The following is a 21423-nucleotide window of genomic DNA, read 5'->3' as shown; positions in this document are numbered from 1 at the left end:
GAACGCATGTCCGCGTGCCCGTGCTGCTTGGAAGTCCTGAAGCCCGCCCTCCTGGGGCTTGGCGGTCGCCGCCTCGCGGGGAACTGCGAGCTCTGTGGTGACGCCGTGTGCCAGGACTGCCTGCACTCGGGCTCGCCGGACGTGGAGGCGCTCTTCCAGCGCCGGGCCCCCGATGGAGTTCCCTCGCCGCGAGCCTCCCGAAGGCAGGCTTGCGGCAGCTGTCTGTGGGAGTCGTTCGAGGCCCGAGGAGTGGCGCCGTCCTTCCCCGAGCCGTCGGGCCATCGCAAGCGTGCGGCCCAGGCCGCCTGCGCGCACCTCCACGCGGTGCGGTGGATGCGGTGCTGCCCCACGTGCGGCGTCGAGATGGCCTGGAAGGCCGAGCACGACAACCCCATGTGCGACGCGTGCGGAGCACCCTCGCACCTCGAGTTCAATTGTTGCTGGGCCTGTGGCGAGTCCTTCGAGGAAGAGAACGAGGCCACGGACACCGCCGAGGGCTATGCGCTCGACTTCGACTGCCGCTCCCGCACATGCGAGGGCCGGGTGGCGTGGCTCATGCCGTACTGCCCCTGGTGTGCGACGGCGCAGCGCTGGCAACCCTCCGAAGAGGAGGATGCGCCCTCGTGCGTGGGATGCGAAGCGAAGCTCGATCCCACGTGGACCTTCTGTGCTTCGTGCGGCGAAGAGGCACCGCTGCCCGAGGATTGCTTCACCTGCGGAACAGCCCTCGATGAGGCGGACTGTGCCGCGCGTTGTGAGCACTGCCGGCGGATGGTGTGTGGCGAATGCTTCGGCGACTACACGCTGCCAGAGTCGCGCGCCGGGCAAGGCGAGGCGAAGGAGGGCAGCCCAGGCGTCCGTGAGACGCTGTTGTGTCCTCCATGTGCGGAGGAACTCGGAGCCTCTCCACTCCAGGACGAGGAAGAAGAAGAAGAGGCCCCCGAGCCAGAGTCCCGCGCGGACGAAGAGGAGGAGGGCGGAGACGACCCTCCCGCGGCCCAGGCCGCTGCTCCCAGCAGCCCGTGGGAAGTGCTCGGTGTGGCCCCGGGCACGCCCCTGACCGAGGTGAAGCGGGCCTACATCGCCCTCATCACCCAGTACCATCCGGACAAGGTGGCGCAGCTGGGGCCGAAGCTCCAAGCGCTGGCGGCGGAAGAAACGCGCCGGCTCAACCAGGCGTGGAGCGAGCTACGTCAACGGGGCGGTCAAGGGCCTACCTGACATGCGCTCCTGCCCTTGCGGGATGGCAAGCGCTCGATAGGATGCGCTCTGGATTCAGGTTCCGCTTGGCGCGTGACCTACGGCCATCCACCCGCACAGGAGGGCGTGGCCTCAGTGTGAGGAGGCAGGTTCCTTGGAAGAGTTTCGAGTTCCGAAACGCCCCATCATCGTCCAGGTGATCCTCCCTGGCGGTGAGGCGCGAGAGGTGTCTGTCTTTCTCTCGGCGGGAGTCCCAGACTACAGCGAGAACGAGCGGCTGTCGGACCTCCTCAACAGAGAGGCGCGGTTCATTCCCGCTCAGGACGTGGCAACGGGGATGGTCACCTTCTTCAACAGCGTCGCCATCGCGGTAGCCCGGACCGACCTCGAGCACGAGCTCCGCGAGGAGGACAGGCTCACCATCCTGACCGAGCATGAAGTAGAGATCCGGCTGGTGGACGGACAGCGGCTGCAGGGGCTTATCATCTATATGCAGCCCGAGGGCCGCACCCGGCTCAATGATTATCTCAACGACGCCCCCCAATTTATTCGTCTCATCCAGGACAAGCGCGTAGCGCTCGTCAATAAACGTCACGTCGCTTACGTGGAACCCCTCTCCCGCTGAGATCATGGCCAGACTTGATTACATCATCGAGAAGTTGCTCAAAGACTCTAGTCTGGAAATCGTCATGGAGACCGGCAGTGGGGTGAGCATCCGCACCACCACCGGGCTGTTGCCAGTCCTGAAGCAACAGCTCACGACGCAGCAGATCATCGGTGCGATCGCGGAGCTGGTGCCTTCGGATCAGCGCGCGTCCTTTCCGGCCGGAGGGCTCACCCTGTTTCCCTACGCTTCACCCGCGGGCGCGGTGCAGGTGAAGTTCGAGCTGGAGAAGGACCGTGCGCGGGTGACGATGGTGCCCTTCGCCCCGCACACCATGTATGGCACGGTCGATCTGGAAGAGGAGAGCCCCCAGTTCGCCTCGCCTTCCGAGCCGCTGGAGATGGCCACCCCGCCCAGCCCTCCGGCGGCTCCTGCGGCTCCCGTCGTGGCGCCTCGCCCCGCTGCCACGGCTCGCGGGTCCCAGCCGGCCGTTCCGGTACTCTCCGCGAAGGTGGCGGCTCCGGCGGCCAAGCCGCCAGCGGAGCCCCCCCCGCCTGCTCCTGCCCCCGTCGCCTCCCTGGAACTGGTCGACAGAAGCCGGGAGCGGACGGAAGAGGGCGCGGCGCAGATGATTGCCCTCCTGGAGGAGATGCTGACCCGCCGGGCCTCGGACCTCCATCTGTCCAGCGATACGGTGCCGCACATGCGCATCGATGGCGACATGGTGCCGATATCGGAGCACGGCACGATGACTTCGGCGCGCCTCAAGTCGATGGTCTTCAGCATCGCTCCAGACAAGAACAAGGAGCAGTGGGAGAAGAAGCACGATACGGACTTTGCGTATGAGCTGCCGGCAGCACGTTTCCGCGTCAACGTCTTCGCGGACCGGAAGGGCATTGGCGCCGTGATGCGGCAGATCCCCAACACCATCCGCAGCGCGGAGGAGATGGGGCTGTCCAAGCAGATTCTGGACCTGTGCTTCCTCACCAAGGGGTTGGTGCTTGTCACCGGTCCCACGGGCTCGGGCAAGTCGACCACGCTGGCGTCGATGGTCGACTACATCAACCGGCACCGCGAGGACCACATCATCACCATCGAGGACCCCATCGAGTTCGTTCACCCGAACAAGAAGTGCCTGGTGAACCAGCGAGAGATCGGCGTCCACACCGACTCCTTCAAGGACGCGCTGCGCGCGGCGCTGCGCGAGGATCCGGACGTGGTGCTGGTGGGTGAGATGCGAGACCTGGAGACCATTGCCATCGCCATCGAGACGGCGGAGACGGGGCACCTGGTGTTCGGGACGCTGCACACGAACACGGCGGCCTCCACGGTGGATCGCATCATCGACCAGTTCCCGGCGGACCGTCAGGCGCAGATTCGCATGATGTTGTCCGAGTCGCTCAAGGGCGTCATTTCACAGACGCTGTGCAAGCGCATTGGCGGTGGTCGCGTGGCGGCGCAAGAGGTGCTGCTGTGCACCAGCTCGGTGTCCAACCTGATCCGCGAGGGAAAGACGTTCCAGATCGCCTCGGTGATGCAGACCGGACGCGGGCACGGAATGATGATGCTCAACGACGCTTTGTTGGAGCTGGTCAAGAAGAAGCTGGTGGCCCCGGTCGAGGCGCTCAACAAGGCGGTGGCCCGCAACGAGATGAGGACCATGCTGGAGCGCGCGGGCTACAAAGTGGACCCTCCGGCGGAGGCGGCTCCCCCTCCTGCCCAGAAGTGAGCAGGGCTTCTCGAGAGGGAGGCGGCGGGAATCGAACCCACAACAAGGCGAGCGCAATCCCCTAAGCAGGTCGCGCTGTTACCGGCTGCTGCCTCGTTCCCTCCTGGGCGCTCACCCGCTGGTTCTGGAAGGTGCGCCAAGCCTGCGCCAGGCGAGGGGCACCCCCAGGCCGGCGATGGTGGCCTTGAGCAACATGCCAGGGAGGAAGGGCAGGAAACCCTTCTGAAGGGCCGTGGTGAAGGGGAGCGGGGCCACCACGGAGAGCCAGGAAGCGCCAAGGGCGAGGATGACGAGCTGGCCGAGGAGGAAGAGGGGCAGCGCCTTCCACGGCTGCCTGTCAAAGCCGTGCCGCGCCGCCAGGCCCACGAGGAAGGCCGCGGGAAGGAAGCCCACGAGGTAGCCGCCAGTGGGCCCCAGCACGTGCCCGAAGCCACTGGCAGCCTTCGCATAGAACGGCAGTCCCACCGCCCCGAGCAGGAGGTAGGCGAGCTGCCCGGCCATGCCCCGCACGGGCCCGAGCACGGCAGCGGTGAGGACGACCGCGAGCGTCTGTCCCGTGATGGGCACCGGGGAGCCGGGCACCGGGAGGGAGACCTGGGCGAGCAGCGCGGTGAAGAGCGCCGCGCCGAGCACGAGCGCCCCTTCGTGGGCACGCGTGCGGACGAAGGCATCGGCCAGGACGCGAGGAGGTGGCCGGGTGGCCGGGGTGCCTGTCATGAGTGTTCCCTCCGGGGCATGGGCGGCTCGGTGCCTCCCGCAGCGGGCGCAGGGCCCGAAGCCTGTCATACGCGCGAGGTGCATGCACCCGCGCCGCTACCGGCACGCGCCTGAGCCGTGCTCGAACGCGCCGTCGGAAACGACGGCAACCGCTCACGGCACTGCGCTCACCGCCGGCGCAGCGTCACAACCGCGCTAGATGGAGCCCATGTCCCAGCGTTTCTTCAAGCTAGCCGACGATGTGAATGTCCCGCACCGCTGGCACTTGGCAATGCCAAGGAACAGTCAGGGCCTCAAAGTGGACGACGCACAGTTCACGGACGGGAAACCCCTCCAGATCCAAGAGCGCTTGAGAATCCCCGTCGAGATCGCGGGCGAGCCACTGGACTTCACGGAAGCGGGGATCGGCATCCCGGTGGTCCATGTCCGGGTTGCGTCCATGTTCGCGGAACTGGCCCCGGGTGATGTGCAACTGCTCCCCGTGAATGTGGAGGGCCAGCCAGATCAGTATCTCATCCTCGTGGCTACACGCCTCATCCGCTGCATCGACGAACAGGCATCCCGGATCCGGCTTTGGACTCACGAAGACGGAGCCCCGTATATGGTTGGTCGCTATGCCTCTGTGCGTGACATGCGCATCGACAAGGTCAAGGTGGGAAGCGCGAAGGTGTTGCGCTGCGAGGGCTGGGAGGGCCCGCTGCTCGTCTCCGGGGAGATCAAGGACGCATTGGATCGTCTAGGGGCCACAGGCACGAGGTTCGAGGAGGTTTAGTCCGGGCCCGGAGGGTACGGCGGCTGCGTCTGCGCGGTGGGCAGTTCGGTGCCGTGTCTTTCATCCAGTTCTTGGGCTCGGCCCTGCAACTCGCTGGTGCCAGACCAAGCGCACTCGCTGCAGCAGCGCCTGCGCTGGATGCGCGCGCGAAGCTGAGCACCTGGGGGAGAACCACTGTCTCCCCCGCGACGAGGGACCCTGCGAGACCTTGAGCTCTTTGGAGTCAATGGGGCGCAAAGTCCTGTTGTATTAGTATCGGCGCGCTGGACACGCCTGAGGATCCCCGATGTCGAAAGCGATGACGAAGTCCGAGGTGATGAAGCAGCTCGAGCGCCAAGGCGATGAGAAGGTGCGAGCGCGCTACGTCCGCGATGGCGCGGGCGACAAGGTCTATGGCGTGCTCATGGGGAAGATCCGCGCCCTGGCGCAGACCGTCGGCACGAACCACCCGCTCGGGCTGGAGCTGTGGGCCACCGGCAACCACGAGGCGCGACTCCTGGCGTGCATGATCCTGGATCCGAAGGCGCTGACCGAGAAGGAGGCGCGCGGGATGCTCGAGCCGCTCGCCCACCCGATGCTGGCGGACGAGCTGATCCTTCGCGCGCTCGTCTATTCGCCCATCGCCGAGACCCTCCAGACGCGGTGGGTGAACGGGACCGATGAACTGATGCGAAGGTCCGGGTGGAGGCTCCTCGCGGAACGCATCGCGAAACGGAAAGTGAAGGGCCTGGACGTCGGCGCCACCCTCGCCCGCATCGAGCGGGAACTGCCCTCCGCACCCTACGTGGTCAAGGAAGGCCTCAACTGGTGCCTGTGTTACATCGGCGTCCACCTCCCCGAGCACACGGCGGAGGCCATCGCAGTGGGCAAGCGCCTCGGCCGCTGGGACACAAGGCCCGTGTCGCCGGGCTGCACGTCGAGCTACCCGCCCGAGTGGATCCCCGCGGCGCTCGCCCTTCGAAAGGGCGAAAAGACCGAGGCGCGGAAGGCGATGGAGGCGAAGAAGACCTCCAAGGCGAAGGCCGTCCCCGCCCGCGCCAAGACCGCGACGCGCGCGCGCTGACGGAAGGTCGGCGGTAGGCTCGGAGAACCTGGTGCTCAGCGAGTGGAGGCGGCGGGAATCGAACCTACCGGGTACGGTGGGTGCTGATGTAGGCGACGGGACCGCTCTCGGACTTGGGGCTCGCATCCTCGCGGCCCTGGGCATCCCTTGAAGACTTCTTGAGTCCGCGGGTCAATTTCACCCCAAGCGGCTCGAAGGACCCGGAGCGCGCGCGGCGTTGTGGCAGTCCTTGCGTCCAATCCTGACGCCGACGCGTCGATCCAGACGCTGACATGTCAGGTCTGGAGCGTTTCGGCCTGAGAGATGGGAGCGGCCCGCGGAATTCCACGCACGGAGAACCGTGGCACGCATGCTGCTCTGTCTCCGGAACGCGCCTGCATCCCTCCGGATCGACACCACGAAAGGCCGTGCTGATGGACCCCCTGAAGCGCCTCCCTCCGCCTGGGCCCTCCCGAAGCACCCTGCAACACTCCAACCTGGGCGTACTTTTCCCGGGATTCGCGGCGAAGCTGAACCTGCTGGTGGACTTGCTGCTCGTCATGAGCGCCCTGCTGGGCTCCACGGTACTGATGGGGTACCCGCATCAGCTGGGTCATCTGGACCTGTGGCTGATGCTGGGTGTCGCTGGGCTGGTGTGGCTGCTCGTGGGCAGCGCGCTGTGCCTGTACGACCCGCGCGTCTCGGACCGGGCACCGATGGATGACCTGGCGCTGGTGTCCATCACGGTGGTGTCCCTCACGGGTGTGCTCTCCGTGCAGCGGGTGCTGCTCGGCGGGGAACTGCCGGTAATGGCGCTGAGCGTCTTCCCACTGCTCTTGTGGACGAGCGTGCTGGCCGCGCGGCAGCTGGTGTTCCGCCGGTTGGCGGCGCGCGAGGCCCCCGTGGACGAGGCGCTCATCCTCGGCGTGGGCGCCATGGGGCGGTTGACGGGCGAGGACCTGCTCAAGCACGGCCGCCGCCGCATCGCGGGCTACCTGGCCTTCCACTCCGAGCAGGCGTCATCCGAGGTGCCCGGCCCCGTGCTGGGGCAGGTGGAGCAGCTCGAAGCGACGCTGTGTCAGGTGCCGGTGGACCTCGTCTACATCGCGGGCAACGTGCAGAAGCACGGCGCGGAGATGCAGGCGGCCATCAAGCTGTGCGAGCGCTTCGGTATTCCGTTCGCCCTGCCGGCTCACCCCTTCCGCATGGACCGCGCCCGCCCCGAGGCCAGCCACGTGGTGGCCGACGGCTACCTGCACTTCGTCACGCACGCACCCGCCCCGCATCAGATGGCCATCAAGCGCCTGTTCGACATCATCTCCTCGGCCGCGGCGCTGCTGGTGCTCTCGCCGCTGCTGTTGACGGTGGCGCTGCTCATCAAGCTCACCTCGCGCGGCCCCATCTTCTTCAAGCAGCAGCGCGTGGGCCTGCACGGCAAGCCGTTCGACATGCTCAAGTTCCGCTCCATGGTGGTCAACGCCGAGGAGTTGAAGGCCAAGCTGGAGGCGCTCAACGAGCAAACCGGTCCGGTGTTCAAGATCAGGAACGACCCGCGCATCACCCCCATCGGGCGCTTCATCCGCAAGTACTCCATCGACGAGCTGCCCCAGCTGATCAACGTGCTGCGCGGGGAGATGAGCGTGGTAGGGCCGCGCCCGCCACTACCCAAGGAGGTGGAGAAGTACGCGGCCTGGCAGCGCCGCCGTCTGTCGGTGCGACCCGGCCTTACCTGCATCTGGCAGGTCTCGGGCCGCAACCAGATCTCCTTCGAGGAGTGGATGTACCTGGACATGCAGTACATCGACAACTGGACCCTGCTGACGGACCTGAGGCTTATCGTGAAGACGGTGCCCGTGGTCCTCACGGGCAATGGCGCCAGCTGATACCCGAACTCCCACCCGAGAACTGGATGAGCCTATGCACGAGCCAATGGACAATTCCGGCGCGGGACGTTCTGGGCCTCGGTCCGCGGTACAGAGCCGACTGACTCCTGTGCCCCTCGCACGGGAAGAGCCCTCGTTCCCGAACGAGCTGACCCCGGCCAGCGCGGAGCCTGTTCCCAACGAGCTGCTGCACCTGTGGACGCTGCTCACTCAGCGGGAGCGGTGGTCCTCGCTGGTGGTGGTGCCCGCCCAGCCGGGGACCTCGGGCCTGGCAACCGGGCGCGCCATCGTCGCGGTGGGCAACCAGTACCGCCAGAGGCCCCTGCGGCTGATCGACGCCGAGGGCCTGCGGCCTGGAGCCGCTCCCCGTCTGGTGCATGACCTCCGCTCCTCCGTGGAGCAGGGGGGGATGAGCGTCATCTGCATCGACTCGGTCATCACCAACCCAGTGGGCCTCGAGGTGGCGCTGGCCGCCGAGCGCGCGCTGTTGTGCGTCCCACTGGACTCCACGCACTTCTCAGCGGCCAGGCACACGCTGGAGATGATCGGCAAGGCCCGATTTCTGGGCAGCGTGACGCTGCGGCAAGGGGACAGAAGCGCGCAGTGAGCAACGAGGCTCTGGGGTCGTCGCCCCTACGCACTCTTGCCGAGCAGCGTGACCGCGGCATCCAGTTCCCGTGGTTCCAGCGCGGCGTATCCAGCGCGAAAGCCCTGCCGCGCCAGCCGCTCCCCTCCATGCGCACTGCCGGGCGTGAAGAGGAGTCCCTGCGCGGCGGCGCGGCGGCTCCACGCCTCCACGTCTATCCCGTCCCTGGCCCTCAGCCAGAGGGCCAGTCCTCCCGAGGGCACATCGAACTCGAGCAGCTCCCGCAGGTGCCGCTGGGTCCGCAGGCGTGACACCAGGTGATCCCGGCGCCCCTCGTACACCCGACGTGCCTTGAGCGCGTGCCGTTGAAGCTCGCCGTCCTCGAGAAGCTCCGCGACGGCGCGCTCCAGCGCGGGCTCTCCCTGCCGGTCCACCGTCGCCCGCGCCTCCACCGCCTTCTCGAGGAGCTACTCGTTCGCCACGAGGTATCCGACTCGGATGCCCGGCGCGAGCAGCTTCGAGAGCGAGCCGATGTACACCACGCTCCGGAGTTCGTCGGTGCTCGCCATGGGCAGGAGCGGACGTGACGCGTAGTAGTACTCGTAGTCGTAATCGTCCTCGATGATGGTGAAGCCGTGCTTCGCCGCGAGAGACAGGAGCGCTAGGCGCCGCGCCGCGGAGAGAGAGACGGTCGTGGGGTACTGGTGGTGGGGCGTCGTGTAGACCGCGCGAACCCGCCCACGCGCGAGCACCCGCTCCAGTGCGTCGATCCGCAATCCCTCGTGGTCCACGGGGACAGGGCACAGCTCCGCGCCCACGAACCGAAACGCATCCCAGGCTGGCGTGTAGCCGGGGGACTCCACGGCGACGAGCTCGCCCGGGCGGACGAGCGCCTTGCCCGCGAGCAGCAGCGCCATCTGGCTGCCTCGGGTGATGACGAGCTGCTCCGGCCGGCTCGAGAGCCCTCGGGCCTGGTTCAGGAACGAGGAGAGGACTTCCCGCAGCACCGCGTCACCCCGTGCGTCTCCATACCCGAGGCCCTTGCGTGAGAGTCGGAGCAGGGCTCTGCGATACGCCCGCGCCAGGGCTTCCAGGGGCGCAAGGCGTGCATCCGGGGAACCATCGTTCAAGGTGAGGACAGCGGGCCTTGCTCCCACGGGCCCCTGACGTACGTCCGCCCGCCTGGGCTCGGCGTCGGCGACCGCATGGGCTGGAAGGGCAGGGGAGACGAAGGTTCCGCGCGCGGGCTGCGAGACCAGCCACCCCTGGGAGACGAGCTCATCGAGCGCGGTGACGACCACCTTGCGCGTGATGCCCAGCTCCTCCGCGAGCGTGCGAGTACCGGGCAGAGCATCCCCCGGGCGCAGCCTTCCTCGGCGGATGTCGCGGGCGATGGCCTGGACGAGCTGACGGTAGAGCGGCGTGGAGCTGGCGGGCTCCAGCGGCAGATCCACCCGCCACGGTCTTGCAACTGGACCCCTTGTCATATGGAAACCGGCTCCCACGCTCGAAGTGCTTCGCGCGTAGCGGCCGCACGGGGAGTCACACTGGACCTTCCGCCTTGACACTCCGCTTCCTCAGGCGAGGGAAGGGCCGCGCGTTCAGCTGGTGCGTCGCCCGCTGCGCCACCTGGCGGCATACGGCAGCACGAACAAGTACAGCCCGGTGAACAGCAGAAAGATGAGCGGGGGCAGTGCCAGGAAGCCCACCCAGACGGCAGGCTCCTCCTGTCCCATGGCGATGAGGTTGGCGATGACGGCCACCGTGAAGACAAGGGACAGCCAGCGGTGGATCTGCCGAATCCAATGCGTCCAGTTCAATGGGTTCTCCTCTGAAGACGAGGCCGAAGCCTCGAGCGACTCAAGAAATCTTCGCGAGCAGGTCGACGAGCTTCCCGCCCATCATCTTCCAGCCGTAGCGCGCGCCACCAAAGTTCTGCTTCTGGTCCGGCTTGAAGCCCGACTGCACGAGGGAAAGGCGGGTGCCCGAGGTCGTGGGCGTGAGCGTGAAGGTCACGACGGTGTCCAACATGTCGCCGACGACCCACGTGTAGCTGAGCTTCTTCTGCGCTTCGCTCTCGAGCACCCGGCAGTTCACGCTGCCGTCCCAGCCAGGGTACGGCTGCGTCTTGAATTTGAACGCGGCCCCCGGCTCGAGCTTGAACTCGAAGACGGGCAGGAGCCACTCGGTGAGCAGCTCGGGGTCGGTGAGCGCGCGCCACACCTTCGCCGGCGAATGATTCAAATCGAATTCAAATGAAATCGATTCGGTTTGCGATGGGGCGGTCTTGTCGGTGAGGTTCATTCGTCCATTTTCTCCAGCAGTTCTTCAAGGCGATCGACGTGCTCCGTCCAGAAGGCGCGGTAGTGCGCGATCCAGTCGATGAGCGGCTTCAGTCCGCGCGGCTCCACCCGGTAGTAGACACAGCGCCCTTCGCGCCGGCCGTTCACCAGGCCGGCCTCTTTCAAGGTGGCGAGGTGCTGCGAGACCGCGGGCTGCGAGATGTCGAAGCGCGCCGTGAGGTCCTTCACCGCCGCTTCGCCCCGCGTGAGCGACTCGAAGATCGCCCGGCGGCTGGGGTCCGCCAGCGCCTGGAAGATCTTGTCCTCGGCCACGACCGCGCTCTGCATGCACTATTCATAAGTTTGCGCTTATTGATTGTCAAGCACGCGGATCGGGCCGCCCGGGAAATCGGGTGGCTCCCCTCAAGTTCATTGCGGCGGGTACAAGGGGTTCCTAGGCTCGGTGTCCGCTAATGAAAACTGCCCTGGTGGTCATGCCCCTCGCCGCAGTGAATCGCCCCAGCCTCGCCGCGGGGCTGCTCCAGGCGGCCGTGAAGCAGCGGGGCATCGCGTGCGACACCAAGTACTTCAACGTCCTGCTGTGGAAGCTGCTCGGCGCCGAGGCCTACTCCTTCTTCACCTCGGAGGCGCCGATGACGGCGCTGGCCGGAGAGTGGGCCTTTGCCCAGGCCTTCCATGGGCGCCGGGGCTCGGCCCGCGAGGCCTACGCCCGCGAGGTGCTGGACCACCCCGTGTGGGGCCTGTCGCCCGAGCAGCGCGGCCCCATCTGGGCCCTGGAGGAGCTGGCGCCCCAGTTCCTCCGCCTGGCCTTCGAGGCCTGTGATTGGGGGCAGTACTCGCTGGTGGGCTTCACCAGCACCTTCGAGCAGACGATGCCCTCGCTCGCCCTGGCGCGGATGATTCGCGAGCGCTACCCGCACGTGAAGCTGGTGGCCGGCGGCGCCAACTTCGAGGCCGCCATGGGCCGCCAGTACATGGAGCACTTCGAGTTCCTCGACTACGTGGCCACCAGCGAGGCGGATGTCTCCTTCCCCCAGCTCTGCGAGAACCTGCGCGACGGCCGCCCCGAGGTGCCTCCGGGCTTTCTCTACCGGGAGGGTGGGGTGATTCGCGAGGCCCCGCGCGGCAAGGGCTCGGACTCGGCGCTGCTCGATGCGCTGCGGACCCCGGACTACGAGGACTACTTCCGCGTCATGCGCACCAGCGCGCCCCAGCTCGCCCACGGCATGTGGCTGCCCGTGGAGGGCTCTCGCGGCTGCTGGTGGGGGGCGCGCTCGCACTGCACCTTCTGCGGCCTGAATGGCGAGACGATGGGCTTCCGCCGCAAGAGCCCCCAGCGGGTGCTGGAGGAGACCGACGAGCTGGCGCGTCGCCACGGCCCCTTCCCGCTGCAGTTCGCCGACAACATCCTGGGCATGGACGCCTTCAAGGATTTGCTCCCCCTGTGGGAGGAGCGGCCGGCGCGCACGGATAAGTTCTTCGAGATCAAGTCCAACCTGAAGCGCCGCCAGGTGCGGCAGCTGCGCGAGGCCGGCGTCACCCACGTGCAGGCCGGCGTGGAGAGCCTGGCGGATGGCACGCTGCGGGTGATGCGCAAGGGCGTCTCCGGCGCGCAGAACGTGGCGCTGCTGCGCTGGTGCCAGGAGCTCGGCGTGGAGGCGCTCTGGAACGTCCTCTATGGGTTCCCCCAGGAGGACCTGGACGACTACGAGCGCACGCTCTCGCTGCTGCGCAAGCTGGTGCACCTGCGCCCGCCCGATGCGGTCTCTCCGATTCGGATGGACCGCTTCAGCCCCAACCACGCGCGCTGGCGGGAGCACGGGTTCACCCGCATCATGCCCATGGCCGCGTACCGGCACGTGTTCCCCCTCCCGGAGGAGACGCTGGAGGCGCTGGCCTACTACTTCGATTACGAGCACCCCCAGTTCGGGCAGGTGATCGAACGCGGCGCCGCGATTGGCGCGTTCTGCCAGGAGTGGAAGGAGCGGCATCGGCGGCGCGAGTGTGGCGAGCTCGCCGTGCGGCCACACTGGCAGGGCGGCTTCGTCCTGGTGGACAGCCGCTTCACCCGCTCTCGCTCCAGTGAGCGGCTGTCGGAGGAGGCGCTGGCCCTGCTGCTGGCGTGCGATGCGCCCACCTCGCGCGAGCAGGTGCTGCGGGCCGTGGCCGAGAGCACCCCAGGCCCGGCGCCCGAGGTGACGCTCCAGCGGTTCATCGATCAGAGCGTCATCGCCAGCATCGGCGCGCTGCTCGTCACGGTGGCGATGCTGCCGGACGGGCTGCGAACGGAGAAGTTGTCGAGGTCCAACTGAAGTGAAGTCACCCCAGGGAGAAGAGATGTCGAACCAGACGAAGTATCTGCTCACCGTCGACACGACGACGGGCGCGGCAGTGAAGCTGGAGCGGTTGGGAGAGGCGGGAGATCTCACCGAGGTTCCCGTGAGCATGCTCGGCGGGTTCCAGGCCACGGGCTCGGTTTCAGCGCAGGCTCCGGCCCAGCCGACGGTCGTGAACATCTATGTGGGCGGCGCGGCCCAGAGTGGTGTGACCTTCTCCGTCCAGCCGATGCCCGGTGCGCAGCCGGTGCTCACCGAGGCTCGGGACGGCTCCGGGCGCAATGGGCCGGGGGCCTCCGTGACGGGCCCTGGTGGCCCTGGCGGCCCGGGGGGGCCGGGTGTCAGCCTGGTGGGCCCGGGTGGTCCGGGTGGTCCGGGTGGCCCGGGCGTCAGTCTTTCCACCCCTGCGGGTCCGGGTGGCCCGGGTGGCCCGGGTGGTCCGGGTGGTCCGGGCGCCTCTCGCTCCAACCTGACGCAGTAGGCGGGCAGGGATGGCACCGCGCCCGCGCCCGGCAGGCCGTCAACGCTGGCAGCCGCGTGTGGAGGCGAGGATCAGAGGCGGCCAGACAGGGGCAAAGCAGTTGAACAACTCGAAGGTGGTTCCATCTCGCTGACTCTGGACAGTCATGCTGGTCTGACCTACGGCGATGATCTGCCACACATCCTGGAACCCCGTCGGGCTGCTCAGGGTGATCTGCTGGTTGTTCACCGTGAAGAGGGCGGTGAACGCCTGCATCGATTGCCATCCGAGCGACCCGATGCGCTGCCACGTACGGATCTCGACCGTCCGCTGGCCTGCTGCCTCGATCTGGGTGAAGTCATACGTCGCCGCCGTGAAGTCAGAGGTCGGCACGATCCACCCTTGAAGCAAGAACGCGGGCGGCTCACCTCCAGAGCGCCTCTCATCGCCGCCTCCACCGTCATCACCCTCGCTGCTCTCATCGTCGCCGCCACATCCTCCCAAGAAGAGGAACAGCGTCATCGCAAGCGCGGAAAGCGAGCGGATCTTCATGGCACACCTCCAAGGCTGGTCGAGCCCAAGGTGGGATGCACTCCTCTGAGCAACCATCACCTGATCGGGAGGTGAAGTTCTCAGGGCATGACGATGGTGGCTGCCTGCTCGCGAGCTTTCGAGCAAGCAGCGATGGCCGCCGCGCACGGTGTGCGTGAGCAGGTGCTCCCCGTGGGCAAGTGTGGCCGCAAGGTGTTGGCACCACTGGAAAAAGCGGGGCTGACTGTGCGCTCCCGAGAGTTCAACGGCGCTCGACTTCTTTCTCACCACCCCAGATCCGGAAAACACGCTATCCCTCAATACATCGTGAACCTCTATTAGTCGGAGTGGGAGACACCGCATGCGTACCCATCTTGTTCGGCCATTGGCTGCCGTCCTCTTGTCGCTCGCCGCCTGCGGGCCCGTGGACTCCTCTGAGAGTCCGCAGGGTGCGGGGGCACGTGCTCGCAACCTCAATCAATCGAGCGTGGTGCGAAAGCTCATCGGCGACATCGACGGCTTCGGCATCTCCCCCGCCGGGAAGGTTCGTGCCTCGGGCGCTCCGCACACCCAGCCCGCGGATGTCGACGGCGACGGCCGCATCGAGCCCGGAGAGTACCTGCCCGACTGGAACCGCAACGGCTCCACCGCGGTCGGCAGCAACGACGACTTCGACTTCCGCTCCGCCGCCGAGCGCGCGGCAACGAACGGGGCGCAGCTCACCGACCGCTCGCTTACGGAAGCGGGCGCCGCGGATGGCAAATCCTTCATCTTTGACTTCACCGTGCCCGTCCCCGGTGACATCGACTACGGCGTGGACCACTACATCAACCTGGTCTTTGGCGACTACGACGTGACGCCCGCGAGCATCCGGGTCGATGGCGTGGTGCGGACGCTGACGCTCCAGGGTGGCAACCAGGACGGCCTCGTGCAGATGGCCTACGGCATCGTCCCGTGGTCCGCCATGACGGACGGCCGGGTGGTCATCACCATCATCGCTCCCAACGAGCCCTACCTCGCCTTCGACTACGCGCTGCTCGACACCGATCAGATCGCCGACTGCGACAGTGACGGCATCCCCGACAACCTCGACAACTGCCGCTGCGTCTCCAACCCCGGCCAGGAGGACCTCGACTCCGACGGCATCGGCGACGCGTGCGATCCCGGCTGCCACGTCAACGCGGACTGCGACGACGGCAACGCATGCACGGTGGACACCTGCAATGGCGAAGACGGCACCTGCTACCACGACTCCTCGGGCGGGCTTCAGATCCGCCTCAATGACTACAACCTCTTCCTGCTCGGGGACTACACCGAGGGCACGGACGTGGAGGGCAAGGTGGCGGCCGGTGGCAACATCACCATGAACCACTTCTCGGTGGGCCACGAGATGCCGGACACGAACATCTCCAACGTGCTGGTGGCCGGCGGCAACCTGACGCTCAGCAACGGTGGCGTTTGGGGTGAGGCCTGGCACGGAGGCAGCTACAGCGCCGACCAGAGCGTGATCTACCCGCGGGGCAGCGTGGCTCAGGGTACGCCCATCGACTTCGCCGCACGCGGCGCGGAGCTGCGCAACCTGTCCTCGCAGCTGGCCAGCCTGCCTGTCAACGGCACGACGACGCGCGAGTCCTGGGGCGGCCTCATGCTGCGCGGCACGGATGGCCACCTGAACGTCTTCCAGGTGAGCGCCAGCGACTTCACCGGCGCCAAGCTGCTGTCGATCGAGGCGCCGGCCGGCTCGCTGGCGGTGCTCAACATCCAGGGCATCTCGGCCACCTTCGCGGGCTTCGGCCAGTCGTTCGCTGGCGGCATTGATCAGCGTGGGGTGCTCTTCAACTTCGGGGATGCCACGAGCATCAACGCCCAGGGCTACGGCTTCTGGGGCACGGTGCTGGCCCCGTACGCTCACATCACGTTCCACAACGGGAGCTTCGATGGCGGCATCTATGCCCAGTCGCTGACGGGCAACGCGGAGGGCCACGTCAATCCGCTGCAGGACCACGACCTCTGCGAGCTCCCCGGCGACAACCATTAGCCGGCGGAGGAGTCCCAGAGGGGAGTCAGTCAGAGGGGTGACCGCCCGCGCGTTCATAGGAGCGAGACGCGCGGGCAAAAGCCTCGACCCATTGCTAGCACCCGCCCAGGGACGCACCGCGCAGAGACTTCACGGCGCTGAGCGCCCGCCGATTTCCGGGAAGCGCTCATAGGCCCGCAGGAGAGCGTCCAGGTGGGCGGGGTTGTCGAGCTCGAGCGGTGCGTCCGTGAGCTGCACTACCCACCCGCCCGACGGCGTGCGCCGCGCCCGTGCGAGCAGTTCGGCGTCGCACGCGGGGGCTGGGAACCCGAGGGCTCGCGCGGTAGCGGCCGACCAGTAGTTCAGCCACCCGAGGTAATGCGGAATCTCAGGCGCGGAGATGTCCCGTGAGTGCTTGAGCCAAGGCAGCCCATGAGGTGGCACGGGGCGCTCATCCCCCAGGTGGTGATACTGCTGCGCCACGGCATCGGCAACGCTAGACGGCAGCACGTGCCCCCAGAACGCGCGTGCGCCCTCCGCTGCGGCTTCCAGCGCATCCGCTGCCGCTGCGATTCCGGCTACATCGTGTGGCAGCGTCGCATGGACTTCAAAATGAGGCGGCCCCCCTGCGGCAAGGCCCGTCGCGTTTTCCCACCCGGTAAGCGTCACGACGCGATGGTCGTCATCATTGCAAAGGAAGGGAAAGCCGTTGTCTGTCCTATCTGTCGCGACCCACTCATCGCGGTGCGGCAATGGAATGAGGTCGTCTTTCTCAGAAGTCGTCCACCCCAGCCGCAGTCCAGGAATGGCACGCTCCATCCCATGTACGATAGCGAGAGGTCGCCCATCGTTACGCACCAGCGCAGGCGCGTAGACTGTGAGGTGTAGAGAACTCTGTGCGGATGACACGTCAGCACCAGTCCATGACGACAATGTCGAGTTTGGGGTCTAGTCGGAGCAAGGCGGCTTTGTGCGCTGCGCTTCGCACGCCAACGGCGAAGTTATACCCACATGCTTCCGCGAGTCTTTTCTCGCGCTGAATTTCCGGCAACTTTACTTTGGCGAAGAACGCTTGTGAGCGAGGAGAGTGTATATCGAAATTATCAGTCTTGACCTCCCATAGCGTGCGTGTAGCAAGAACCAGCGCATCGAAGTGCTTGCCGTTGACGAACACAGGTGGGAGCCAATCCTTACCCAGCGGGGACCCTTCCGGCTTGGGCTTTCGGTTCGCGACGGTTTCCTGCTCGTTGGATGGCTGTGCTTGGGGCTTGGGCTTCCCACTCTCGCGGGATGCGTTTCGCTGATACGCATCCAGTTCCTCTTTGATGACTACTGCCACCCCCACGACACCAACAACAATCACTGCCCCGACGACGATTTCAGGCGCCGCAAAGATACAGAGCCCCACGCCCACGGCAGCCGCACCTGCTGAGGCAACAGCGCACCTTCCTGTGATATCGCGGAACTTGACCCGATCACGGTCAAGAGCGTGGTAGCACCTCTCTGCCAAGACCGGCCACTCGTTGACGGATTCTCGCGCCACGCAGTGCCCGTCATCTGTCCAAGGGTACTGAGCCGCCCGCTGAAGATTGGCAACCCTCGCCTTCGGAACGCCCGGCATTGTCGGGCTCGGCTCCATTGTTGCGCAGGCCGAAAGAAGTAACAGAAGTGTGATGCAAGCCCGGTGCAGCATGAACGCTACCTCACGAAAGAGGTTCTGCCTGCGGCGCATAAACAAGTGGAGGCGGCGACAATCGAACCCGCTGTTGCCACGTGTGTTATCCGATCAGATCCTTGATCCCCTTGAAGACGCGCTGTGCCAGCCCGCTGGGGCCGGAGGCGGTGAGCCGGTGGACGGACACGGGGATCTGGCCGAAGCCCTTCCCCCGCTTCTCGTCGTACATGTTGCGGATGCAGACGGCGAAGTGCTGGCGGCCCGGGCCTCCGTTGCTATCCAGCGTCAGGCCCGTGGCGGCCAGGGGGACTCGGAGCTCGCTCTCGCCCTTCATGTCCATGGAGAAGCGCTTGACCTGACCACCTCCGTGTACCCAGGAGAGCGCATCCGGCAGGAAGACGTGAACCAGATCGCCCTCCTGGTATTGGCTCTGCAGAGAGATGACCAACTCCACCGAGTCTCCGGGAACCAGGTGGGAGGATTTCCGGCCTTTGTGCATCAGGGACACCTGGGCCTTCATGCCATCGTCCAGCGCCGTGTAGTCCTCCTCCACCAGGCGGTTCACCTGCACCTGGACATGGCCCTCCACGGACTCTACCCGGCGGCTGCTCGAGCGGGAGAGGGCCTCGGCGAGCGTCAGCTCCTGCCCATCTACGCGGATCCGCCCCTGTGGCCCTATCGCGACTCGGGCGTTGCGCAGGGCCGCGAGCAGGGTGATGGCGGCCACCGAGTCCAGCGTGGAGTAGAGGCTGCCATTCTCCTGGATGGCGCCCAACACCGTGTTGGCCAGCGCCAACCCATGGGGCAGGTGCTGCCTTCCGGCTTCGATCAGGGTCGCCGCCCCGAAGGCGGTCTCCGAGCGGATCATCGCTGGGTTGTTTGGGTACGCCCCAGGGAGCATCGCTGGCGCCTTGAACTTGAGGATGGCCTTGCTCTGGTTCTGCCACGGCTCGATGCGCTCTCGGATGAAGGCGGCCATCCGCTCTCGGTCCTCGGGGAACTTCGAGGAGCGGCCATAGGCCTCCCGGGCCGACTGCGGCTTCACGGGGGCGGGATCGATTCGATGGGCCTTCGCCGCATCCCGTGCCATCTCCAGGCAGCGGTCCACGGACCTCGCCAGCTCCGCGTCCAAGGGGAAGGCCTTCACCATGTCCATCTGGAGCAGGTTGAAGGTGGCCCCGGGGGAGTAACCGGAGACCTCGGGTGGGCTGTGCGGATAGCTCTTGAAGCCCTTCCCAGGCAGGTGCATGGACTCCTCGCGAGCGATGCAGGCCCGCATGTGCGCCGCCGCCGAGCGCTTCATGTCCTCGTCCTGGGCCGTCAGCCAGGCGGCGGTGGCCGCCAACAGCACGGCGCTCGTCTGCTCGCAGCAGGCGTGCTCGTAGGCGCGAAGGCCTCCCACCATCCGATCGAAGGCTTTGTCCAGAGAGGGGAGGACCTTGAGGGCCAGGCCTCCCGGCTCCTGATCCAGATCCACGACTTCTCCCGGCGCCAGCATCCGGAGCGCTTGCTGCAGCCAGAGCAGCTTGCCGGGCTCCTCCACCTTGCCCTCGGAGCGATCCACGAGGGACTCGCCCCGGACCTCCGCCTGGTAGCGGCCGGCCTGGGCGGGGAAGCGCACCACCTGGCCGGGCGCCGCGAGGGTCAGCCGCTCTCCGCTCTCATTCGTGCAGAACAGGCGCACGGGCTGGCCCTCTCGCAGGACCGTGACGGTGGCCAGTCCCGAGGCCACTCGGACGTGCAGCACGCCTTCGGCATGGTCCCCCGCGGCCACGAAGCGCGGCAGCACCAGCTCGCCGAAGACTTCCTTCGACACCAGAAGCTCCGCGCTGGCTACCGCCCAGTCCTCGCGTGTCACCGCGAAGGCCTCCACGGCCAGGGTTCCCATTCCATCTCCCAGCTTCACGGGAACGCTTGCCTTCCCCTCTCCATCCAGTCGCACCAGCCGTGCCAGCATGACGTCAGGGAAGGAGCTACGGGTCGGACCTTCCCGCGGCTGCTCACGCGCCGGGGCCTCCTCTTCCGCTGGGTCCATGTCCTCCATCATCAAAGGGGCCGCGCTGGGTAGCGACATCGCCGCCGATGGGACGGGAAGATCGTCCATGAAGAAGCCGGCTCCCGACTCCAAAAGCATTCCCCCTGGCGGCATCGGAGGAGGGGGCTGCGGGAGAATGTCCTCCAATGTCTGAGTGCATGTGCCGTCGGTGACGCGCCTCAGTCCATGCTCGAGCTGCCTGCGCAGGGACGCCGCGGTCGTGGACCCAGGCGTGTCAGCCACCTGCAGGCGCTGATCCTTGACGAGCAGGAAGGCGCTGGCACCCGGCGCCCCCTGCAGCTCCACCATCACCTCTTCGCCCGGGCCCGCGACCTTCGGGGCCCGCACCTGCATCGTCTTGCCGGGGAGGACGATGGCCGCTCGGCCTTCCCAGCAATGGCCCAGGTAGGAGAGCCCCACGAGCACCAGAGACCACGTGCCGGTCACGGGCAGGTTCACCTTCGTTCCCGCCTCGGCGGGACCGCCGGACAGTTCCTGGAACGAGCCATGGTGGACATCCACCACCACCACTCGCCAGGCCTCGATATCGGCCCGGAAGCGCACCCAGGCCTTTCCGGCCTCCTCCTCCAAATAGAGGGGCGTGCTCTTGTTCTCGCTGCCAGCGCCGATCCACAGCCCGCGATGCTCGGTCGCACCCTGAAAGGGCACCAGTCGGGCCAGCCTTCGCTTGCCCCACACGGAGAGCTCCAGCTCCTCGCGCTCTTCCTTGCGTGAGCCGGGCAGGGGCAGGGTGGCCGTCTTCATCGCATCCCGCGTGGCCTGCACCTGCAGCGCGAAGGGGCCCGAGCCCGAGAGCGCCAGGGAACCCTCGAGGTGTCCCGTGGCATCGGCCTCGAGCGCCAGGGTCGCCTTGTGGGAGGGCGGATGGCTGCCCATATCCACCAGCGTCACCTTCACCCCGCCGGTCAGCGGAGCTCCATAGGTCTCCAGCCGTGCGGAGAAGTGCAGCGTCTCCGAGCCTTTTCTGCCTTCGATGCGTACCTGCTCCAGCCGGCCCGTGAGGGGCGCGAGCTTGTAGGCCGCGACGGTGAAGGAGGTCTTCGCGTCTCCCAGCTCCACGGTGTAGTCGCCGGCGACGGGATCTCTCAGCTCGAACAGGCCCAGGCCGTTGTCATCCAGGCCCACCTGGACACGGGTCAGCTCCGTACCGTTGAGCTGGAGCAGGAGCGTGACCGCGCCGTGCATCCGGGGCGCGTACACCATCAGCCGTACCGTGTCGTTCCCTTCGCGGTACAGCATCTTGTCCGAGCTCACGGCCATCAGCTCGGGGAAGCCGATGCTCTCTGGCTGGATCCGCACCGGGTTGTCTGCCTGGCCCACCGTGCCTGGGCTTCCCAGGAAGAGCACGGACTTCGCGGGAGCAGGCCCCTGGCCCTTGTAGAAGGCAAAGGAATTGCCAACCACCCAGTCCGAGAACCCCTGGCGGCGAAGGTCGGAATCGAACGTCAGGGTACAGAAGGAGTGCTGGAAGGAAGAGGTCATCACGGGCTCCGGCGAGCAGCCGAGCATACA

20 protein-coding genes are annotated in these 21423 nt (G+C 66.9%); 10 read left to right on the top strand and 10 right to left on the bottom strand.

Annotation, left to right across the window (positions count from 1 at the left end; translation table 11 throughout):
* The first annotated feature begins 6 nt into the window (after positions 1-6).
* The 3 genes from SYV04_RS01545 to SYV04_RS01535 all read left to right on the top strand — a co-directional run bounded on the left by SYV04_RS01545 (position 7) and on the right by SYV04_RS01535 (position 3533).
* Positions 7-1221 carry a J domain-containing protein gene (locus SYV04_RS01545; protein ID WP_321543760.1) on the top strand — a complete coding sequence of 405 codons (1215 nt, stop codon included), beginning with the start codon at positions 7-9 and terminating at the stop codon, positions 1219-1221.
* Positions 1222-1354: 133 nt separating this feature from the next.
* Positions 1355-1825: a hypothetical protein gene (locus tag SYV04_RS01540; RefSeq protein WP_321543759.1), complete on the top strand. Its 471-nt coding sequence runs from the start codon at positions 1355-1357 to the stop codon at positions 1823-1825.
* A 4-nt stretch (positions 1826-1829) separates the two neighbouring features.
* Positions 1830-3533: a type IV pilus twitching motility protein PilT gene (locus SYV04_RS01535; RefSeq protein ID WP_321543758.1), complete on the top strand. Its 1704-nt coding sequence runs from the start codon at positions 1830-1832 to the stop codon at positions 3531-3533.
* Positions 3534-3644: 111 nt separating this feature from the next.
* Here the strand turns inward: SYV04_RS01535 and SYV04_RS01530 are convergent, their stop codons facing one another.
* Positions 3645-4250: a biotin transporter BioY gene (locus tag SYV04_RS01530; RefSeq protein ID WP_321543757.1), complete on the bottom strand. Its 606-nt coding sequence runs from the start codon at positions 4248-4250 to the stop codon at positions 3645-3647.
* A gap of 208 nt (positions 4251-4458) precedes the next feature.
* On the opposite strand from SYV04_RS01530, the gene SYV04_RS01525 reads away from it, so the two are divergent.
* The 4 genes from SYV04_RS01525 to SYV04_RS01510 all read left to right on the top strand — a co-directional run bounded on the left by SYV04_RS01525 (position 4459) and on the right by SYV04_RS01510 (position 8554).
* Positions 4459-5022, top strand: coding sequence for an imm11 family protein (locus tag SYV04_RS01525; RefSeq protein ID WP_321543756.1), 564 nt, complete (start codon positions 4459-4461; stop codon positions 5020-5022).
* A gap of 286 nt (positions 5023-5308) precedes the next feature.
* Positions 5309-6085 carry a DNA alkylation repair protein gene (locus SYV04_RS01520; protein ID WP_321543755.1) on the top strand — a complete coding sequence of 259 codons (777 nt, stop codon included), beginning with the start codon at positions 5309-5311 and terminating at the stop codon, positions 6083-6085.
* Between the two features lie 413 nt (positions 6086-6498).
* Entirely contained in the window at positions 6499-7947 is a 1449-nt protein-coding gene (epsZ, locus tag SYV04_RS01515; RefSeq protein ID WP_321543754.1) for an exopolysaccharide biosynthesis polyisoprenyl-phosphate hexose-1-phosphate transferase EpsZ, read from the top strand.
* Between the two features lie 109 nt (positions 7948-8056).
* Entirely contained in the window at positions 8057-8554 is a 498-nt protein-coding gene (locus SYV04_RS01510; RefSeq protein WP_321543753.1) for a hypothetical protein, read from the top strand.
* A gap of 26 nt (positions 8555-8580) precedes the next feature.
* Here the strand turns inward: SYV04_RS01510 and SYV04_RS01505 are convergent, their stop codons facing one another.
* From SYV04_RS01505 to SYV04_RS01485, 5 genes are all read right to left on the bottom strand, one after another.
* Entirely contained in the window at positions 8581-8985 is a 405-nt protein-coding gene (locus SYV04_RS01505; RefSeq protein ID WP_321543752.1) for an aminotransferase-like domain-containing protein, read from the bottom strand.
* A gap of 15 nt (positions 8986-9000) precedes the next feature.
* On the bottom strand, positions 9001-9987 hold the full coding sequence (locus tag SYV04_RS01500) for an aminotransferase-like domain-containing protein (protein WP_321543751.1): 987 nt from the start codon (positions 9985-9987) through the stop codon (positions 9001-9003).
* 147 nt (positions 9988-10134) lie between these two features.
* Positions 10135-10353, bottom strand: coding sequence for a hypothetical protein (locus tag SYV04_RS01495; protein WP_321543750.1), 219 nt, complete (start codon positions 10351-10353; stop codon positions 10135-10137).
* Positions 10354-10393: 40 nt separating this feature from the next.
* A complete protein-coding gene (locus tag SYV04_RS01490) occupies positions 10394-10837 on the bottom strand; it encodes an SRPBCC family protein (RefSeq protein ID WP_321543749.1) in 444 nt (147 codons plus the stop codon).
* Positions 10834-11163 carry an ArsR/SmtB family transcription factor gene (locus tag SYV04_RS01485; protein ID WP_321543748.1) on the bottom strand — a complete coding sequence of 110 codons (330 nt, stop codon included), beginning with the start codon at positions 11161-11163 and terminating at the stop codon, positions 10834-10836. The genes SYV04_RS01490 and SYV04_RS01485 overlap by 4 nt, the downstream gene beginning before the upstream one ends.
* Positions 11164-11309: 146 nt before the next feature.
* On the opposite strand from SYV04_RS01485, the gene SYV04_RS01480 reads away from it, so the two are divergent.
* Positions 11310-13148 carry a RiPP maturation radical SAM C-methyltransferase gene (locus SYV04_RS01480; RefSeq protein ID WP_321543747.1) on the top strand — a complete coding sequence of 613 codons (1839 nt, stop codon included), beginning with the start codon at positions 11310-11312 and terminating at the stop codon, positions 13146-13148.
* A 25-nt stretch (positions 13149-13173) separates the two neighbouring features.
* Entirely contained in the window at positions 13174-13653 is a 480-nt protein-coding gene (locus tag SYV04_RS01475; RefSeq protein WP_321543746.1) for a hypothetical protein, read from the top strand.
* Positions 13654-13692: 39 nt separating this feature from the next.
* Here the strand turns inward: SYV04_RS01475 and SYV04_RS01470 are convergent, their stop codons facing one another.
* Entirely contained in the window at positions 13693-14184 is a 492-nt protein-coding gene (locus tag SYV04_RS01470; protein WP_321543745.1) for a hypothetical protein, read from the bottom strand.
* 340 nt (positions 14185-14524) lie between these two features.
* Here SYV04_RS01470 and SYV04_RS43675 point away from each other — a divergent pair, with 340 nt between their 5' ends.
* Entirely contained in the window at positions 14525-16201 is a 1677-nt protein-coding gene (locus SYV04_RS43675) for a choice-of-anchor A family protein (RefSeq protein ID WP_422723899.1), read from the top strand.
* Between the two features lie 129 nt (positions 16202-16330).
* Here the strand turns inward: SYV04_RS43675 and SYV04_RS01455 are convergent, their stop codons facing one another.
* The 3 genes from SYV04_RS01455 to SYV04_RS01445 form a co-directional block, all read right to left on the bottom strand.
* The gene (locus SYV04_RS01455) at positions 16331-17038 is read right to left on the bottom strand and encodes a DUF5953 family protein (protein WP_321544462.1); all 708 of its coding nucleotides are present in this window, start codon (positions 17036-17038) and stop codon (positions 16331-16333) included.
* A 52-nt stretch (positions 17039-17090) separates the two neighbouring features.
* Positions 17091-17723: a DUF6310 domain-containing protein gene (locus tag SYV04_RS01450; RefSeq protein WP_321543744.1), complete on the bottom strand. Its 633-nt coding sequence runs from the start codon at positions 17721-17723 to the stop codon at positions 17091-17093.
* 235 nt (positions 17724-17958) lie between these two features.
* Positions 17959-21393, bottom strand: a complete 3435-nt coding sequence (locus SYV04_RS01445; RefSeq protein ID WP_321543743.1) for an alpha-2-macroglobulin family protein — start codon at positions 21391-21393, stop codon at positions 17959-17961.
* Positions 21394-21423: the final 30 nt, after the last annotated feature.

This window comes from Hyalangium ruber (genome assembly GCF_034259325.1).
GTDB lineage: Bacteria > Myxococcota > Myxococcia > Myxococcales > Myxococcaceae > Hyalangium_A > Hyalangium_A rubrum.
The sequence above is the reverse complement of the archived record's forward strand: the minus strand, read 5'-3'. Positions and strand labels throughout refer to the sequence as shown.

Coding starts and splice junctions, on each gene's coding strand:
- SYV04_RS01545 (WP_321543760.1), top strand. CDS start 7: ATGTCCGCGTGCCCGTGCTGCTTGGAAGTCCTGAAGCCCGCCCTCCTG.
- SYV04_RS01535 (WP_321543758.1), top strand. CDS start 1,830: ATGGCCAGACTTGATTACATCATCGAGAAGTTGCTCAAAGACTCTAGT.
- SYV04_RS01530 (WP_321543757.1), bottom strand. CDS start 4,250: ATGACAGGCACCCCGGCCACCCGGCCACCTCCTCGCGTCCTGGCCGAT.
- SYV04_RS01525 (WP_321543756.1), top strand. CDS start 4,459: ATGTCCCAGCGTTTCTTCAAGCTAGCCGACGATGTGAATGTCCCGCAC.
- SYV04_RS01520 (WP_321543755.1), top strand. CDS start 5,309: ATGTCGAAAGCGATGACGAAGTCCGAGGTGATGAAGCAGCTCGAGCGC.
- epsZ (WP_321543754.1), top strand. CDS start 6,499: ATGGACCCCCTGAAGCGCCTCCCTCCGCCTGGGCCCTCCCGAAGCACC.
- SYV04_RS01490 (WP_321543749.1), bottom strand. CDS start 10,837: ATGAACCTCACCGACAAGACCGCCCCATCGCAAACCGAATCGATTTCA.
- SYV04_RS01485 (WP_321543748.1), bottom strand. CDS start 11,163: ATGCAGAGCGCGGTCGTGGCCGAGGACAAGATCTTCCAGGCGCTGGCG.
- SYV04_RS01480 (WP_321543747.1), top strand. CDS start 11,310: ATGCCCCTCGCCGCAGTGAATCGCCCCAGCCTCGCCGCGGGGCTGCTC.
- SYV04_RS01475 (WP_321543746.1), top strand. CDS start 13,174: ATGTCGAACCAGACGAAGTATCTGCTCACCGTCGACACGACGACGGGC.
- SYV04_RS01470 (WP_321543745.1), bottom strand. CDS start 14,184: ATGAAGATCCGCTCGCTTTCCGCGCTTGCGATGACGCTGTTCCTCTTC.
- SYV04_RS43675 (WP_422723899.1), top strand. CDS start 14,525: ATGCGTACCCATCTTGTTCGGCCATTGGCTGCCGTCCTCTTGTCGCTC.
- SYV04_RS01445 (WP_321543743.1), bottom strand. CDS start 21,393: ATGACCTCTTCCTTCCAGCACTCCTTCTGTACCCTGACGTTCGATTCC.